The sequence below is a fragment of the Enterobacter cloacae complex sp. genome, assembly GCF_900322725.1.
Classification (GTDB): Bacteria; Pseudomonadota; Gammaproteobacteria; order Enterobacterales; family Enterobacteriaceae; genus Enterobacter; species Enterobacter quasihormaechei.
This window is the reverse complement of sequence record NZ_LT991957.1, coordinates 4738938-4752666: the sequence shown is the minus strand read 5'-3', so window position 1 is coordinate 4752666 and position 13729 is coordinate 4738938. Positions and strand designations below refer to the sequence as shown.

General features: G+C 53.7%; 25 protein-coding genes and 1 pseudogene. 17 read left to right on the top strand and 9 right to left on the bottom strand.

Annotation, left to right across the window (positions count from 1 at the left end):
• Positions 1-20 precede the first annotated feature (20 nt).
• The 8 genes from ssb1 to DBR02_RS23320 all read right to left on the bottom strand — a co-directional run bounded on the left by ssb1 (position 21) and on the right by DBR02_RS23320 (position 5048).
• Positions 21-518, bottom strand: coding sequence for a single-stranded DNA-binding protein SSB1 (gene ssb1, locus DBR02_RS23350; protein WP_058652700.1), 498 nt, complete (start codon positions 516-518; stop codon positions 21-23).
• Positions 519-1244, bottom strand: a complete 726-nt coding sequence (locus tag DBR02_RS23345) for a Rad52/Rad22 family DNA repair protein (protein WP_058689412.1) — start codon at positions 1242-1244, stop codon at positions 519-521. It abuts the gene before it with no gap.
• Positions 1241-1399 carry a hypothetical protein gene (locus DBR02_RS26655; RefSeq protein ID WP_157959561.1) on the bottom strand — a complete coding sequence of 53 codons (159 nt, stop codon included), beginning with the start codon at positions 1397-1399 and terminating at the stop codon, positions 1241-1243. Before DBR02_RS26655 ends, DBR02_RS23345 begins: the two co-directional genes overlap by 4 nt.
• Positions 1396-1593, bottom strand: a complete 198-nt coding sequence (locus tag DBR02_RS23340) for a hypothetical protein (protein WP_058689411.1) — start codon at positions 1591-1593, stop codon at positions 1396-1398. Before DBR02_RS23340 ends, DBR02_RS26655 begins: the two co-directional genes overlap by 4 nt.
• 8 nt (positions 1594-1601) lie before the next feature.
• Positions 1602-2570: a hypothetical protein gene (locus tag DBR02_RS23335; protein ID WP_107535591.1), complete on the bottom strand. Its 969-nt coding sequence runs from the start codon at positions 2568-2570 to the stop codon at positions 1602-1604.
• A 70-nt stretch (positions 2571-2640) separates the two neighbouring features.
• The gene (locus DBR02_RS23330) at positions 2641-2838 is read right to left on the bottom strand and encodes a DUF1482 family protein (RefSeq protein ID WP_063163918.1); all 198 of its coding nucleotides are present in this window, start codon (positions 2836-2838) and stop codon (positions 2641-2643) included.
• Between the two features lie 278 nt (positions 2839-3116).
• Positions 3117-3392 carry a hypothetical protein gene (locus tag DBR02_RS23325; RefSeq protein WP_048206837.1) on the bottom strand — a complete coding sequence of 92 codons (276 nt, stop codon included), beginning with the start codon at positions 3390-3392 and terminating at the stop codon, positions 3117-3119.
• A 951-nt stretch (positions 3393-4343) separates the two neighbouring features.
• On the bottom strand, positions 4344-5048 hold the full coding sequence (locus DBR02_RS23320) for an XRE family transcriptional regulator (protein ID WP_107535686.1): 705 nt from the start codon (positions 5046-5048) through the stop codon (positions 4344-4346).
• A gap of 111 nt (positions 5049-5159) precedes the next feature.
• Here DBR02_RS23320 and DBR02_RS23315 point away from each other — a divergent pair, with 111 nt between their 5' ends.
• From DBR02_RS23315 to DBR02_RS23275, 10 genes and pseudogenes are all read left to right on the top strand, one after another.
• The gene (locus tag DBR02_RS23315; RefSeq protein ID WP_045348771.1) at positions 5160-5387 is read left to right on the top strand and encodes a helix-turn-helix domain-containing protein; all 228 of its coding nucleotides are present in this window, start codon (positions 5160-5162) and stop codon (positions 5385-5387) included.
• A gap of 29 nt (positions 5388-5416) precedes the next feature.
• The gene (locus DBR02_RS23310) at positions 5417-5959 is read left to right on the top strand and encodes a toxin YdaT family protein (protein ID WP_107535590.1); all 543 of its coding nucleotides are present in this window, start codon (positions 5417-5419) and stop codon (positions 5957-5959) included.
• Between the two features lie 89 nt (positions 5960-6048).
• Entirely contained in the window at positions 6049-6195 is a 147-nt protein-coding gene (locus tag DBR02_RS26800) for a hypothetical protein (RefSeq protein ID WP_015571544.1), read from the top strand.
• The gene (locus DBR02_RS23305; protein WP_107535589.1) at positions 6188-7084 is read left to right on the top strand and encodes a DNA replication protein; all 897 of its coding nucleotides are present in this window, start codon (positions 6188-6190) and stop codon (positions 7082-7084) included. The genes DBR02_RS26800 and DBR02_RS23305 overlap by 8 nt, the downstream gene beginning before the upstream one ends.
• Entirely contained in the window at positions 7074-8507 is a 1434-nt protein-coding gene (locus DBR02_RS23300; protein ID WP_107535588.1) for a DnaB-like helicase C-terminal domain-containing protein, read from the top strand. Before DBR02_RS23305 ends, DBR02_RS23300 begins: the two co-directional genes overlap by 11 nt.
• Entirely contained in the window at positions 8507-8851 is a 345-nt protein-coding gene (locus DBR02_RS23295; protein WP_107535587.1) for a winged helix-turn-helix domain-containing protein, read from the top strand. The genes DBR02_RS23300 and DBR02_RS23295 overlap by 1 nt, the downstream gene beginning before the upstream one ends.
• Positions 8848-9234, top strand: a complete 387-nt coding sequence (locus tag DBR02_RS23290; RefSeq protein ID WP_107535586.1) for a hypothetical protein — start codon at positions 8848-8850, stop codon at positions 9232-9234. Before DBR02_RS23295 ends, DBR02_RS23290 begins: the two co-directional genes overlap by 4 nt.
• A gap of 86 nt (positions 9235-9320) precedes the next feature.
• Positions 9321-9512, top strand: a pseudogene (locus DBR02_RS23285) (hypothetical protein); the annotation flags it as partial.
• Between the two features lies 1 nt (position 9513).
• Complete coding sequence (locus tag DBR02_RS23280; RefSeq protein WP_094089647.1) at positions 9514-9717, top strand: hypothetical protein; 204 nt, start codon at positions 9514-9516, stop codon at positions 9715-9717.
• 3 nt (positions 9718-9720) lie between these two features.
• Positions 9721-10329, top strand: a complete 609-nt coding sequence (locus tag DBR02_RS23275; protein WP_107535584.1) for a DUF551 domain-containing protein — start codon at positions 9721-9723, stop codon at positions 10327-10329.
• 33 nt (positions 10330-10362) lie between these two features.
• On the opposite strand, the gene DBR02_RS23270 is transcribed toward DBR02_RS23275, so the two are convergent.
• Positions 10363-10710 (bottom strand): hypothetical protein, encoded by a 348-nt coding sequence (locus tag DBR02_RS23270; protein ID WP_107535583.1) that lies wholly within the window; start codon positions 10708-10710, stop codon positions 10363-10365.
• 55 nt (positions 10711-10765) lie between these two features.
• On the opposite strand from DBR02_RS23270, the gene DBR02_RS23265 reads away from it, so the two are divergent.
• The 7 genes from DBR02_RS23265 (at position 10766) to DBR02_RS23235 (ending at position 13505) form a co-directional block, all read left to right on the top strand.
• Positions 10766-11008 carry a DNA polymerase III subunit theta gene (locus tag DBR02_RS23265; protein WP_107535582.1) on the top strand — a complete coding sequence of 81 codons (243 nt, stop codon included), beginning with the start codon at positions 10766-10768 and terminating at the stop codon, positions 11006-11008.
• A complete protein-coding gene (locus tag DBR02_RS23260) occupies positions 11008-11280 on the top strand; it encodes a hypothetical protein (RefSeq protein ID WP_107535581.1) in 273 nt (90 codons plus the stop codon). The genes DBR02_RS23265 and DBR02_RS23260 overlap by 1 nt, the downstream gene beginning before the upstream one ends.
• 179 nt (positions 11281-11459) lie before the next feature.
• Positions 11460-11909 carry a recombination protein NinB gene (locus DBR02_RS23255; protein ID WP_032647533.1) on the top strand — a complete coding sequence of 150 codons (450 nt, stop codon included), beginning with the start codon at positions 11460-11462 and terminating at the stop codon, positions 11907-11909.
• Positions 11902-12072: a NinE family protein gene (locus tag DBR02_RS23250; protein ID WP_107535580.1), complete on the top strand. Its 171-nt coding sequence runs from the start codon at positions 11902-11904 to the stop codon at positions 12070-12072. Before DBR02_RS23255 ends, DBR02_RS23250 begins: the two co-directional genes overlap by 8 nt.
• Positions 12065-12706, top strand: a complete 642-nt coding sequence (locus DBR02_RS23245) for a recombination protein NinG (RefSeq protein WP_063659663.1) — start codon at positions 12065-12067, stop codon at positions 12704-12706. The genes DBR02_RS23250 and DBR02_RS23245 overlap by 8 nt, the downstream gene beginning before the upstream one ends.
• Complete coding sequence (locus tag DBR02_RS27040; protein ID WP_096205110.1) at positions 12703-12819, top strand: hypothetical protein; 117 nt, start codon at positions 12703-12705, stop codon at positions 12817-12819. Before DBR02_RS23245 ends, DBR02_RS27040 begins: the two co-directional genes overlap by 4 nt.
• A complete protein-coding gene (locus DBR02_RS23235; protein ID WP_107535579.1) occupies positions 12816-13505 on the top strand; it encodes a bacteriophage antitermination protein Q in 690 nt (229 codons plus the stop codon). The genes DBR02_RS27040 and DBR02_RS23235 overlap by 4 nt, the downstream gene beginning before the upstream one ends.
• The last annotated feature ends 224 nt before the right edge of the window (positions 13506-13729 follow it).

Here is a 13729-nt window from a genome sequence, read left to right as displayed (position 1 = left end):
TCTCCTGACCGGGAGATGATTCAAAAGGGTATATCGTCGTCGAAGTCCATTGGCGGTTCGTTAGATTGGGCGGGTGCCGAGTGCTGCTGTGCACGAGACTGTGCGCCGCCGCTGAACTGATTCCCGCCCTGCGTTTGACTGCCACCCGCCGGTGCCGCTCCACCGCCCTGACGGCCACCAAGCATCTGCATTGTGCCGCCGACGTTTACCACTACCTCCGTGGTGTACTTCTCCACGCCAGCCTGATCTGTCCATTTTCGGGTGCGCAGTTGACCCTCGATATAAACCTGAGAGCCCTTGCGCAGGTACTCCCCGGCCACCTCAGCCAGCTTTCCGAACAGAACAACGCGATGCCATTCCGTTTGCTCTTTTTGCTCGCCAGTGGCTTTATCTCGCCATGACTCAGATGTCGCCAGCGTCAGGCTGCACACTGCGCCGCCGGACGGAAGATAACGGACCTCGGGGTCTTGCCCGAGGTTGCCGACGAGGATCACTTTATTTACGCCTTTGCTAGCCATTTACGCCGCCTGTTTAAGTTCTTTGAGTCGAATGCCAGTTACGTCTTTGCATTTGCCCTGGTGCTCAGCAAAGCCGTTCAGCAATTTCCATGTTTCTTCATAACGATGCTTAAGCCGATCGCTATCATTTTCCGAGTTGGCGTAGTCAGAGAATTCGGCGAGGATTTTGTCCGCATCCACTGACTGCGGTGCCTGGTCTCGCTGCTGGTGACCATCATGCGGTTGTTGGTCCTGCTCGATTGGAGTTCCTGATGGCAGTGCCCAGGCAGGCAGTGCGGGAGCTTTCCAGTAGAACTGACCAACCTCTTTTGATTTGGCGTACTGGAACCCGGGCGCGCGCGTTGCTGAAACCACTGCGAACCCTTCCTCCAGGTTGTAGAGGTAACGACCGATCCCCCATTGCACGGCGGCGCGCTTCATGGCGCCAGAGCGACCACCTTTCACAGCTTCAACCTGTGTGTTTTCTGCCGCATCCCACTTGGTGATCCACTCGCCTTCAACCTTGATGGAAATACCGCACTCAACGCCGCCATTGTTCGGAATATCGCGGTATTCGTTACGCCAGCCAGCTTTGCCGCATACTTCATCCAGCCGCTTCATGATTGCGCGGTTAGTTACATAGGCCAGCACCTTTGCCCAGATTCCGTTATTGTTTTTACCCACCTGCTGAATGCGCCACTCAATATCCTCACTGGCAAATGGCGCATCTAAATCATCAAGGTTCATGTGTAATTCCCCGCAAATTCATCCCAGCTAATGACAGGGTTCTGCCGTTCGGCGGCCAGGTTAACTGGCTCGTCATCACCCTCCGGCTTTTCCGGCAGCACGTCGCGCATAAGGCGCAGGAATGACTCTTCATCCCACCGTTCTGCGGCCGTCATACTGCGCGCTCCTGATGAGTGATGACGTAACCCTGCTCAGCCAGCCACTCGATGACTTCTGCTCCGTCGAGCTGGGGGAGGACGTCACGGGTTTTAACGGTACCGGCCAGCACAACTCCCTCCATCTCAACTTTGATGGTGTTGTGGGGGCCAACGGACGTGCGCATGTCTACGCACTCGCATGTGATATTCATGATTCACCTCAATATTTGATGTGCGCGTCCTGCACTTTGCCGCCAGCAATCGCCAGCAGTGCTTTCTGCGCGAATTCTTCGGGGATACCCTGAGCTATAAGGTCGGCGATGACGCGACGGTTGACGGTGCGGCGGTGCTCTTTGTCTGCGGCGCGGCGCGCTTCTTCTTCCTCTATACGCTGCTCTTCGGCCAGACGGGCTGCTTCTGCCTCTTTCAGGCGGCGGCGCTCGGCGGCAACGGCTTCTTCTTTTTCACGTCGTGCACGCTCTTCCGCTTCCTGCTTCTCACGTGCTGCACGCTGCTCCGTTTCGATGCGCTGACGTTCCGCCAGTTCAGCGCGGGCTTTCTCTTCGGCTTCACGGCGCGCTGCGGCTTCAATCTCCGCTTTGTGCTTCGCTTCGGCATCGCGGCGGGCCTGTTCTGCCGCTTCGCGCTTAATGCGTTCTTCGTGGTCACGCTGTTCCTGTTCCGCTAGGCGGCTCTGCTCTTCCCGGTCGCGGTCAAACTTGTCATTCATCAGCAGAGCCATTTCGTGGTCTGCTTCGATCTGCGCGGCGCGCTGGCGGTCGAACTCTTCGTTCATTTCCAGCGCTTCGGCGTGCAGCGCGTTCATGGCTTCTTCAGCCTTAATGCGTTCCTGCTCGGCTTCCCATTCGGTGAGTGGGCGGCGGGTTGCATCGCGCAGTTCGTCACATGCATCAACGAATCGCTTAATTTCTGCCTCAGCCGGGCGCACGGCTTCTTTCAGCCGCTTCAGGTACTCTCGCCCCGGCTTTTCAATTGCCGTCTTGCTGCGGGACACCTGCGCCGCAAGAGAAGCGACACGGTCACGACCTTTCTTCGTAGACAGGTCCGGCACTTCGTTTACTGCCTGGCGGATTTGCTCGAGGTAAGCATCAAGGCCGCCCGCTACGTACAGCACCGGCGCCTGTTCCGGCTTGATTTCGATGACAGTTAAGTCCGTTATTTCGCTCATGGTTTCTCCTGAAATTTGGATGTGCAGATCCCGCCCGCGTAATGCCAGGCCGATCGGTTGAATAGGGTGGTTACTGCTGCGCGATGTCTTTCGCCGGGAACTCGCCGTTGCGGAGAATGCTTTCTACCGGCCAGCATTCGGCTGTTACTTTTTGCTCTGAAGCTGCCTGGCTGCATTCCTGCGGGCTGTCGTAAACGCCAAGAATGACATCCTGATAATCACCGTTGGTCATTGCCACGGTCAGGACGAGAGCGAATAAAGTTTCCATCAGTGAAGAGTCCTCCCGATAGCGACGGCGTAAAGGCGCTTTGCTTCTTCCCACGCCGGAGCATTGCGATGGAGTACCGCGAACGACGCGAGCCGTTGGGCCTCTCTGATCTGCTGCTGATTTACCATGATTTCCTCTTGGCCTTATCGCGGCGAACGGAACGGTTAATACAAGACTTCAACGCATTTATTCAGTGTTTCAATGGGCGGTGGATGGCCGCCGGTTGTCATAACTAACCGCACTCATCGAGAACGGTGAGGTATGAAAAAAGCCGCTGGTTAGGCGGCTTTAGCTTCAATGTGTTGAATCAGCTTCCAGTCGTTGCTGGTTGAAGAGTGCTGGTAGTAGTCCCAGCACTCATCGTCTGCTGTGTTGGCATTACATGTTTCTGCGTAACTGATGGCTTCTTGCTCAGAACCAAAAACATCGTTTGAATACCGGCATTTGCCATCATCATGGACAAACAAAACATCAAACCTTGGCTCGTCATAATCAGCAGAGATATCCCGAACATTGAAGCCCTTTAAAATCTCTTGTCCGCTACTTGTTTTCATCGCCTTATCCTCTGTCGTTACCCGCTGATGCGGGATAAATGCTTTGGTGCTGGCTCCCCACAATGAAGCAGGGAAGGCCGTCGTCGCCTTGGTGAGCCATTACCTCACCAACTAGCTGATAACCGTCTGCCAGCCCAAAGCACTCACCAAAAACCCCGACATCGCCGGGGTTTCCGAAAGCATTTGTGGTACCGATTATTTGTGAGCGATATAGCTTTGCCGTCGCATAGAAGCTCCTTTGTTGCGTGGGTTGATGAATCGAAATGCTTTGGTGATTGGATGGCCGGCGCTGATCTCCAGCATTGACTATCACAGGTGTTAGCTGCCACCGCCGAAGCGGGATAGACGTTATGATTTTCACCTGCTTTATTGGCTACTACGGCTTACCAGTTATTTACACAGCTTGTCTTACAGCCTGTCTTGATTCACTAGCCACCCGGGCCGCTCCACCCCGCGCATCAGCCTGCGCATTCATCTAATCCCAAAACATTCCCTGTTTTGGTCAGCGCCAACTCCCTGCCAGTGTTGCCCGTTCTCACGCCGTTCTCGCTCTCGCGCGGGGATACTCTCTCACCGACCGGATCGCACCCGGTGATACAGCACGTTTACGTGTAGGGGTCTTAACAGGTCATTGACGCTGTAAATCTGCATGTTGTTAAAAAGCAGGCGACTTGCTGTCCGCCGCTGGCTAACTTCGCTCAGCTGTCGATGTTTCGTTTCGATGAGTTGATAATAGCGATGAGTATTGTTTATAGCAATACGTATTGATATTAAATAATAGCAATTGCTATTAATGTGTTGATAGCTAAAGGAATTTAATTTGATATTTTTTCGTGTGAGTGAGATTCGGGCCGTGTTTTCAATGGGCCGGGGATTGCTGTGATGAGCGGGCTAGCTGCAGGCAATAAAAAACCCAGCGCTATGGCTGGGCTTGATTGGTAGCTGGGTATGTTATCCGTGTTTTCTGTACGTCTGCGGCATGCTGCCTATCACCTTGCCAAACACGAGTATCCGGTTCATTTCTTCTTTTTCTATCGGTTCCCACGGGCGATAAGTCTGGTTGTCGGAAATGACCAGGAGCTTATCCTTCATCTTCTGCAGGCGCTTCACGTGAGATGTGTCGTCGTAGATGAAGGCGTAGATGCCATCACCATCAAAGTGCTGGACGCTGATGTCTACGAACAGTAAGTCACCTGGCTCAATTGTCCCAGACATGCTGTCACCGCGAACGTTGATAATTCTGATCTGCTCTGCCTTCCTGCCATTGAACATCCGGCGAGCGTCTTCGACTGAATATTCCACGGATCTAAGCACCTCTACGAACTCGCTGTTGATGGCTCCAGGCCCAGCGCTTACGTAGAAGTCTAGCGCCTCAATACGGAATGTGTCAGTAGGTCCAGGCTCGGTTTTTGGCTGAGAACTTGCGGGCATTTGACCATCGTCACGCATCGGGCCAACTCCGGTTGAAAGCCACTCAGAGCGAACGCCAAGCGCGTTGGCTATCTCAACGATTTTAGTTGAACCACGGGCATTGCCACTGGTCAGCCTCCAGATAGTGGGCTGAGCTACTCCAGACGCCTTAGCCAAAGCACCCTGAGACATGCCAGATAGTTCCATCGCCTGATTCAGGCGTTCTGCAAGAGTTTCTTTTTTCATGAGTTTAAATTTATACGCTTGCGTATTGATGGTCAAAACACGTTTAGCTATTGCCTAAATCAATACGCATTGCTATTATCAATCCACACCAATACTCATAGGAATTGGAATATGACGAACAAAACCATCCAGCGCGCCATTGATATAGCTGGTAGCCAGAAGAAATTAGCCGACCTGTGCGGTGTGGCGCAGCCGACGGTATGGCGCTGGTTGCACGGTGGCGGCATTGATGCCCGCTACGTAATGAAGATTGTCACTGCAACCAACGGCAAGCTTAAACCAGCAGATATCCGTCCTGATCTCGCCCAACTGCTTGGGGCGAATAACACAGCCGCTTAACGGCGGCCCTAACAACGAAAGGGAAAGCAATGCATTCACTTGCGTATCAACACAATACCGGAATACACCCGGGAGCGATGATAAACCGCGCTCAAGCTAAATCGGCGCCGAACCACGAAAAGATCCGCGATGCGGTCCGGGCATGGTCGTCGGCGCTGGACAATCAGGACGTCGTTTCGGCGCTGATCATCAACGAATACCGGGAGCAGGGCGGGACCGCTATCAGCTTTCCGGAAGACATTAGCCGGGCGCGCCAGAAACTTTTTCGCTTCCTGGATAACCGTTTCGACTCCGAACAGTACCGCGAGAACGTGCGCCAGCTGACACCCGCAATCATGGCGGTCCTGCCGGTTGAGTATCGCACTCGCCTGATCGGTGCCGATTGCAAAATGTCTCGCCTGGCTGAGGCCGAGAAAGAACTCGCAGAGGCTAAACAGGCCGTGCTTCTGGACGCTCCAGAGCATCAGAAGCTGAAAGAGGTGAGCGAGGGTATAGCGTCGCTGTTCCGCCTCATGCCGGAGCAGGTAGGCCCACTGATGACGATGGTTACATCGATGCTGGGGGTTATGTGATGGGAAGTATCAAAAATGGCGAAAGCCAGTCTGCGCGAACAGAACTGGCCTTCAGATGCAAATCGTGTGCACTCATTGCAGGAGGAATAATGGCAAAAAATCCACGCTATTACCATACCGCTGTACATAAAAACATAACCCGCGACCGCTTCATCCGCTCGGTTAACCCGATTGTTGCAGAGAAGATGCGCGCCATCCTGGAAGAACTGAAACGTAAGGAGAGTGGCCGTGGGTAACGTATCCAATTTAGCCGAAGCCAGAGAGGCCAGAAGGCTCCAGAAACCGCGTACGAATGGCGGTAAGGGGTTTGCCTTGCTGCACCGTAAAATTATGGATGTGCCGTTCTACAAGGACGCTGAAGCGGCTCATCTATGGGTTCACCTGCTCCTGCGCGCTAATCACGAACAGACACTGGTATCGACTGATGTCGGCGATGTGATCTGCGAACGCGGAGAGTTCATCACTGGGCGCAACACACTGGCAATGGAAACCGGTTTAACCGCTGATCGCGTTAAATCACTGCTCCGTAAATTCCAGAACCTGGGCATGATCACCACCAAATCGAACAACCGTTTTACTGTTCTGAAAGTGGTCAAATATGATGAATATCAGTCAAATTTTTGTCCAGCCGATGTCCAGCCAGTGTCCAGCGCAAACGCAGTCGTACCAATGCCTGTGGAGGTGGAGTGTCCAGCCGATGTCCAGCCAGTGTCCACAGATAACAATATATTAAATAACTCTCTTACTAACGTAAGAGAGAGTGCATCAGCAGCAGAAAAACCAGAGCAGAAAAAACCGTCTCTCAGTTGCGAGCAGGTGGTCGAGGTTTACCATCGCGTACTGCCGGAAGCACAGAGCATCAGAATCCTTACTGACAAACGCCGGGCCCTGATTCGCTCGTTCTGGCAGAAGGCCGGGAAAGTAACTCAGCAACTGGATGGCCATAAATTCACCCTGAGTGACTGGGAATCCTATCTGAGCTACATCGCCACCAACTGCCGCTGGATGCTGGAGAACCGCCCAGACCAGCGCACCGGGCGCACATGGCGCCGCAAGGCTCTCGAATACTTCCTGAATGTCGATGTCTACGCAAAAACGCGAGAGGGGGCCTGTGATGACCTCTGAAATCCTGACCGTACCTCACAACGTCGAAGCAGAGCAGAGCGTCATCGGCGGACTCCTGCTGGACGATGACAACAGCGAGCGTGTTCAAAAAGTGCTGACAATGCTCAAGCCTGAGTCGTTTTACATCCGGGTTCATCAGATCGTCTTTGCTGAATTACGTGACATGTTCCGAGCTAACAAGCCAGTCGATGGGTTGACGCTTTTCGACGCTCTGGAGAGCAAAGGACTTACGGAGCAGATCGGCGGTTTCGCCTACATCGCGCAGATCGCAAAAAACACACCGAGCGCTGCAAACATCGTGGCATACGCTGCATCAGTCCGGGAAGCTGCAATGGAGCGCTACGGTATCAGCCGCCTGACCGAAGCTACTGAGCTGCTGTATTCCCGCAACGGCATGACCGCCACGCAGAAGTACGAGGCCATTCAGGGTATTTTCACCCAGCTCGCAGACCATTCAAAAACCGGCAGCCGCCGAGGGTTGAGATCGTTTGGCGAGGTTATGGATGACTGGGTAGCAGATCTGGAGAAACGCTTTGACCCTTCAGGCGAACAGCGCGGCATGAGCACCGGCATCCCGTCACTCGACCGACTGCTGGCGCCGAAAGGTCTGGTTAAAGGCTCTCTGTTCGTAATTGGCGCAAGGCCAAAGATGGGCAAGACAACCCTGTACGGGCAGATGGCGATCAACTGCGCGGTTCGTGAGAAAAAGCCAGCTCTGATGTTCAGCCTGGAAATGCCAGGCGACCAGATCCTCGAAAAACTGGTTGGTCAGAAGTCTGGAGTTAACCCGAGCATTTTTTACATGCCAGCCACGGATGACGCCGATGACCAGTACCAGGGCGATTACGACGGCGACTTTAAGAAGGCGATCGCCACCGCCGGGCGATTGAGTGAAATCGACATGCTGTACATCGACGATACTCCTGGCCTGTCACTGGCGCACATCGTTAGCGAAAGCCGCCGAATCAAGCGCGAGAAGGGCTGCGTAGGAATGATTCTGGTTGACTACCTGACTCTGATGACCGCCGAAAAAGCCGACCGTAATGACCTGGCCTACGGGATGATCACCAAAGGTCTGAAGAATCTCGCCAAAGAGCTTGGCTGCGTCGTCGTGCTGCTGACCCAGCTCAACCGCGAACTGGAGAAGCGAGTGAATAAACGCCCGTTGCCGAGTGATTCCCGCGACACAGGACAGATTGAGCAGGACTGCGACTACTGGGTTGGTATCCACCGAGAAGGTGCTTTCGATGACAGCGTTCCGCCTGGCGAAACAGAGTTAATCCTGCGACTCAACCGCCATGGCAGTACCGGCACGGTTTATTGCAATCAGATCAACGGGGCAATTTACGACACAGACCAGCAGGCCGCCGCCGCAGAACGCCGCGGGCGTGAGCAGCAGCCGAAAAAGAAAGGGGGGTTCTGATGACCATAACAATCCGTGGGCAGATTCTTGCAGCCCTTCGTAATAATCCGGGCCTGAACAGTGGGCGTATTGCCAAGATGATCGGCATGACCACCAAAAAGATGTCAGGCACGGTCAGCTCGCTCCTGGCAGACGGCCTGATCACCTGTGAGGGAAAGCACGGCCAGCGGCTTTATCGGCTGACCGATTACGGCATGAAATACGCACCGGAAACCATACCGGCCATGCCAAAGGGAAATTCGAAGCTGGTGCAGCGCACAGAGACGAACGTGATCTGCCAGGAGTGCCGCAACAGTCCGGCGATGAGAAGGGTATTGATGGTTTGGGGGAGGGTAGGGGTATGAGCGTGAAACGTTATAGATACGATTTTCAGTCTGGCCTTGTTGCAGACGACAAAGGCGGCTTGGTGAGTTATGCAGATTACGAAAAGCTGGCTTCTGAGAACGCTGGGCTAAAAGATGCCATTAGCTGCCATGCCGCTGGATTTACTGTCTGCGAAGCTTGTGGGGAAGAAAACATATCCGGAAATGATGATGTCTGTCGTGCCCTGAATGAAACCCCGGCGACCGACGCCTTCCTGGCTGAAGTGCGTGCGCAGGGTGTGGAGATGTGCTCAGCCGAGATACAGAAACAAACCTGGGATGAGCGAGAAGGTGATGGGATGGTAGCGGCAATTGACGCTATGGAAATCTATGCACTTCAGCTTCGAAAAGGAGTGCAGTCATGAGCAACATCGACAAACGCGCATTACGTAAAACCGCCGAAAAACATGGAGATGACTACATCCTGGCGCTGCTGGATGAGCTGGAAGCCGCAGAGTCGCGGATTGCTGAGCTGGAGGCGCGGGAGGTGAACCTTCCAAAGCTCAGCGTTGGCGAAGTGATGCACATGAGCGGATTCAGTCGGGATTATGCCGAGGGGTGGTGTTCTGGTAACGACAATGCCATTCACGAGATTCATGCAGCTGGCGTGAAGGTGGCCGCCGCAGCCGGTAAAGGAGAGTGATATGGCTGAAAAATGCCTCCGCTGTGTAACAGGGATGATCGGCGCGACGAAGATTTATCAGGGCGACTGGGAGCAAAGCGTTGCCTTGTTTGAAAAGAAAATCGCCGACTGGAATGAGCGCACGCGTCATTACGCGATCCCTCACCCGGGTTTTGCCAATAAGTTTAACCATTGCCCAATGTGCGGTAGAAAGGTTGAGGACTAACCCATGACATTAACCAAAGAATGGCTCCTGACGACCATCGCGGAGCTTGAAGAAGAGCGTGATGCGACGCCAGGCGCTGTAAACGAAGACGCGACCAATGCTCTGGCTGCGATGAAGCTGGCGCTGGCATCGCTCGAAGCGGAGCCAGATTACATGCGCTATGACTGCGGTTGCTGTGGCTGGGAAACAATTGAGGACTGGCGAGAAAACGACGTCTGCCCGAAATGCAATCATCATCCTATGGGTAAAACGCCGCTTTACACCGCCCCGCCAGCGCCGGTATCTGAGCATGATGAACTGCTATCAGCAATGGAAGAAGTTCTGCATATCTCAGACCGTGACCACGACGCATGGCACAAGGCTAAGGCCGGCATCTTATCCTGCCGCGCCTCCATGCTTCGGGGTGCCGAACCTGTAACGACGGCTAACAAGTTACCAGACGGTTTGGTGGCTTGCAGTGAGTGGATGCCGGACGATGACGGAAGTTATTGGGGGTGGTGGAGCGAAAGCAAACGGCAAGGACCTGTGTGGTTCATCAAGAGCGAATTACAAGCGCAATTCCAGAGCAATGAGATAACCCACTGGATGCCACTGCCTGCGGCACCGAACTAGGATGTTCTAAAGGCGGCCATATGCCGCCTTTTTTTAAAGTTGCGACAGCATTTTTAATACATCCTCAGGTTTAGTGCTGTTGCTTAAGCTAAATAAAACCTCGCCTTTTGCTGAGTCACCCCTTATTTCGATTTCAAGAGTATCGTGGTTGTATGAAATTGCGTATTTTTTGTTGGTATCTTCGCTTTTCCACCACACCATATTTGCAAGGCTGCCTTTATGGGTTCTAATTTCCATAGAGCCAGGCATCGCTTTCCAAATGACGCCGCCAATTAGCGTAAGGGCAACGACACCAACATTTTTAGCGTGATGTTCGGATCGTTCCATTACTCCTTGGGCATACTGGTGTAGAATTTCTATATCCTTTGCCTTAATGGCCATGTCATTTTCCTTATGATGATATGTATGAAATTGAGGACTTTTGAGAGCCTTTATCATGTCAGAAATCAACATAGCATCAAAGAGCCAGGAAGAACGTGACAAGGTTAATGTTGACCTCGCGGCCTCCGGAGTAGTGTACAAAGAGCGCCTGAACATGCCGGTTATTGCCGAAGTTGTGATGCGCGAGCAGCCCGAGCATTTACGCGATTACTTCCTTGAACGCCTGAAGTTTTATCGTGAGAAGTCGATAACTTTACCGAAAGGTACCGATCCGGTTTACCTAAAGCAGGAGAGTTAATGATGCAAAAAGTGAAGGTTTTCACGCGAGAACATTTCAGCGACTATATGGATGCTGAATATATCTATTCTACCCGGCAGGGTAGGAATGGGCCGGTAGCAAATCATCAAATCACTATAGAAAAGAGTGAACTAAGTGATGGGCTTTTCCAGGATACGCCCTACAAAATGGGTGTAAGTTTGAACGTGGTTGGGTCCGAAGATGGGTATAGAGATTATTATTTCGTCCACGATACAGCCGATGGGTATGTTTTTCAGACTAACCCAGAATAATTGATTTTCTGAAATCATCTAGCCATAATTAAGTCGCATTCGGCCTGAACACCCGGTTGCGACTTCTGCGCATTTAAGGGGACTTAAATGCGACCACAATCTGAACTCCTCACCTTGTCACAGATGCAGAAATGCACCTGCGATTTTCTTCATTCTGCGTTACCTCTCGGAGGTGGCGTATGAAGCAGCACTACTGCATCGTCAATGACACCGTTAAAGAGAACCTCATCGCGTACATTCGCACCCTGCCGGTAAACCCTCGCGCGCCGATGGTGGTCGAGGCCCGGGAAGAGACGCGAACCGATAAGCAAAACCGTCTTATGTGGCCGCTGCTGAAGGACCTGTCTGACCAGGTTGTCTGGCACGGCGAAAAGCTGACCCGCGAGGAATGGAAGGACCTCATCACCGTTCTGGTGAATCAGACTCAGGACCAGGAGCAGAAATCCGCGCCGGGCATCAACGGCGGCCGCGTTTATTTCGGCGTCCGCACATCCAAATCCAGCAAGCGCTACATGGTCGATGTCATCGAGGCGATTTACTGGTTCGGCACCGACCGCGGCGTGAAGTTCTCCGAAGCATCCAGTAAGCGCATTGCCTGGGCGCAAGAGTGGAGGGCTTCCCGTGGGTAATCCTCTCGCTCGCGTCATCACCAACGAAATATTCCGCGTTCCGGCGCGCCGCAAGCGTAAGCCCGCGGTTAATCCGTCCGACATCCCGACGATGAAAGACTACACCGCCCGCCTGGTGGATCAGAAATGGCTGCGTCTCGCGGCACGGAGGAATCATGCGTAAACCATCACGCCGTAAGTGCAAAGTATGCGGCGAATACTTCGTGCCGAAATTCCATGACATCCGGATCCGCTGGTGCTGCCCGGAACACGGCGCAATCCTCGCAATGGAAGAACGCGAGAAGGAGAAGGTTAAAGCCGCCGCTAAGCGCATTAAGGAGCAGAAAGAGGCAGAGAAGGCTGGGCGCAAACGACGTAAGGAGAGGCTGGCAGAGCTACGGCCAGCAGGTTACTACAAAGCGCAGGCTCAGCAGGCATTCAACGCCTACATCCGCGCGCGTGATGCTGGTTTGCCATGCATCAGCTGCGGCGAGACCAACCCTCCTGATCTGCATGGCGGCCAGTGGGACTGCGGCCACTTCAAAACGGTCGGCGCTAATCCTGAGCTGCGATTTGAAGAACGCAACGCCCATAAGCAGTGCAAATCCTGCAATGCCGGGGCCGGCAAGTACACCGCCAAAGAGGCGACGGTCGCGCAGCAATACGAAGCTGGCCTGGTCGCTCGTTACGGTCAGGAATACGTCGACTGGCTCAACGGTCCCCACGAAATGACCAACTACCGCCGGGAAGACTTCATCCGGATCCGCGATGAGTACCGCGCCAAGCTCAAAGCACTGAAACAGCGGGAGGCAGCATGAACTATACCGACTTCCTCCGGTATCAGGCAGAAAGCGTTAAGCGCGCCAGCATGCCGCCAGTAGCAAAGCACAGCCAGACCAAAACCAACCAGCCACAGAAGGAAGCCGCATGAACAGTCAGCAACTGGAATACGTACGTCAGCAGCTTATTGTGGCGACCGCAGATTTGAGCGGGGCGACGAAAGGGCAACTGGTAGCTTTCGCCGAGAACGCGCAGTTCACCGCGACGGCGCGCAGTCGGGGCCGGAAGAAAATCACCGACCCGGTCACCGGTCGGAAAGTTAACCCTGATGGCCCGGCGATGAGCGGCAGTCAGTCCCGCGCTAAGGGCTCATCTATTGCGCTGATCAGCCCGGTAGAGTTCGGTACCGCGTCATGGCGCCGAGCTGTGCTGTCTCTGGAAGACCACCAGAAAGCCTGGCTGCTGTGGAACTACAGTGAGAACGTTAGCTTCGAGCACCAGGTGGCGATCACCCAGTGGGCGTGGGCAGAGTTCCAGGAGCAGCTCGGAACTAAGAAGGTGGCCGGAAAGACAATGCAGCGGCTGAAGAAACTGATATGGCTGGCGGCGCAGGACGTCAAAGCTGATCTTGCAGGGCGTGAGACGTACGAATACCAGGCGCTCGCGGAACTGGCGGGCGTGGCGAAATCCACCTGGACAGAAACCTATCTGCCTCACTGGCTGGCTATGCGTAACAGCTTTAAGCGACTCGATAGCGGTGCGCTTATCTCAGTAACGCGATCACGTTCACAACAAAAGGCGGCAAATTTAGATGTAAGTCTTGCAAAACCGAACTGAAACGCATATATTTCATGTAAATCTGATATCGTCGCCATAGCTTTGATTGTCGACACAAAGAATTCAAGCCCGAGGTTAACGCCTTGGGCTTTTTCGTATCTGCACAACAGGTAAGAGCATTGAACCCGTAGACCTCGCGGATTGGTGAAAGGTGCCGCGCAGTGCTCTAACCGTTGTGGTGAATGCGCAGGCTGATGCGCTGGATATGAGATGGTCGTCCGGGT

Excerpts from the sequence above, each read along its gene's own strand:
- ssb1 (WP_058652700.1), bottom strand. The coding sequence starts at position 518 with ATGGCTAGCAAAGGCGTAAATAAAGTGATCCTCGTCGGCAACCTCGGG.
- DBR02_RS23345 (WP_058689412.1), bottom strand. The coding sequence starts at position 1,244 with ATGAACCTTGATGATTTAGATGCGCCATTTGCCAGTGAGGATATTGAG.
- DBR02_RS26655 (WP_157959561.1), bottom strand. The coding sequence starts at position 1,399 with ATGACGGCCGCAGAACGGTGGGATGAAGAGTCATTCCTGCGCCTTATG.
- DBR02_RS23340 (WP_058689411.1), bottom strand. The coding sequence starts at position 1,593 with ATGAATATCACATGCGAGTGCGTAGACATGCGCACGTCCGTTGGCCCC.
- DBR02_RS23335 (WP_107535591.1), bottom strand. The coding sequence starts at position 2,570 with ATGAGCGAAATAACGGACTTAACTGTCATCGAAATCAAGCCGGAACAG.
- DBR02_RS23330 (WP_063163918.1), bottom strand. The coding sequence starts at position 2,838 with ATGGAAACTTTATTCGCTCTCGTCCTGACCGTGGCAATGACCAACGGT.
- DBR02_RS23325 (WP_048206837.1), bottom strand. The coding sequence starts at position 3,392 with ATGAAAACAAGTAGCGGACAAGAGATTTTAAAGGGCTTCAATGTTCGG.
- DBR02_RS23320 (WP_107535686.1), bottom strand. The coding sequence starts at position 5,048 with ATGAAAAAAGAAACTCTTGCAGAACGCCTGAATCAGGCGATGGAACTA.
- DBR02_RS23315 (WP_045348771.1), top strand. The coding sequence starts at position 5,160 with ATGACGAACAAAACCATCCAGCGCGCCATTGATATAGCTGGTAGCCAG.
- DBR02_RS23310 (WP_107535590.1), top strand. The coding sequence starts at position 5,417 with ATGCATTCACTTGCGTATCAACACAATACCGGAATACACCCGGGAGCG.
- DBR02_RS26800 (WP_015571544.1), top strand. The coding sequence starts at position 6,049 with ATGGCAAAAAATCCACGCTATTACCATACCGCTGTACATAAAAACATA.
- DBR02_RS23300 (WP_107535588.1), top strand. The coding sequence starts at position 7,074 with ATGACCTCTGAAATCCTGACCGTACCTCACAACGTCGAAGCAGAGCAG.
- DBR02_RS23295 (WP_107535587.1), top strand. The coding sequence starts at position 8,507 with ATGACCATAACAATCCGTGGGCAGATTCTTGCAGCCCTTCGTAATAAT.
- DBR02_RS23290 (WP_107535586.1), top strand. The coding sequence starts at position 8,848 with ATGAGCGTGAAACGTTATAGATACGATTTTCAGTCTGGCCTTGTTGCA.
- DBR02_RS23280 (WP_094089647.1), top strand. The coding sequence starts at position 9,514 with ATGGCTGAAAAATGCCTCCGCTGTGTAACAGGGATGATCGGCGCGACG.
- DBR02_RS23275 (WP_107535584.1), top strand. The coding sequence starts at position 9,721 with ATGACATTAACCAAAGAATGGCTCCTGACGACCATCGCGGAGCTTGAA.
- DBR02_RS23270 (WP_107535583.1), bottom strand. The coding sequence starts at position 10,710 with ATGGCCATTAAGGCAAAGGATATAGAAATTCTACACCAGTATGCCCAA.
- DBR02_RS23265 (WP_107535582.1), top strand. The coding sequence starts at position 10,766 with ATGTCAGAAATCAACATAGCATCAAAGAGCCAGGAAGAACGTGACAAG.
- DBR02_RS23260 (WP_107535581.1), top strand. The coding sequence starts at position 11,008 with ATGATGCAAAAAGTGAAGGTTTTCACGCGAGAACATTTCAGCGACTAT.
- DBR02_RS23255 (WP_032647533.1), top strand. The coding sequence starts at position 11,460 with ATGAAGCAGCACTACTGCATCGTCAATGACACCGTTAAAGAGAACCTC.
- DBR02_RS23245 (WP_063659663.1), top strand. The coding sequence starts at position 12,065 with ATGCGTAAACCATCACGCCGTAAGTGCAAAGTATGCGGCGAATACTTC.
- DBR02_RS27040 (WP_096205110.1), top strand. The coding sequence starts at position 12,703 with ATGAACTATACCGACTTCCTCCGGTATCAGGCAGAAAGCGTTAAGCGC.
- DBR02_RS23235 (WP_107535579.1), top strand. The coding sequence starts at position 12,816 with ATGAACAGTCAGCAACTGGAATACGTACGTCAGCAGCTTATTGTGGCG.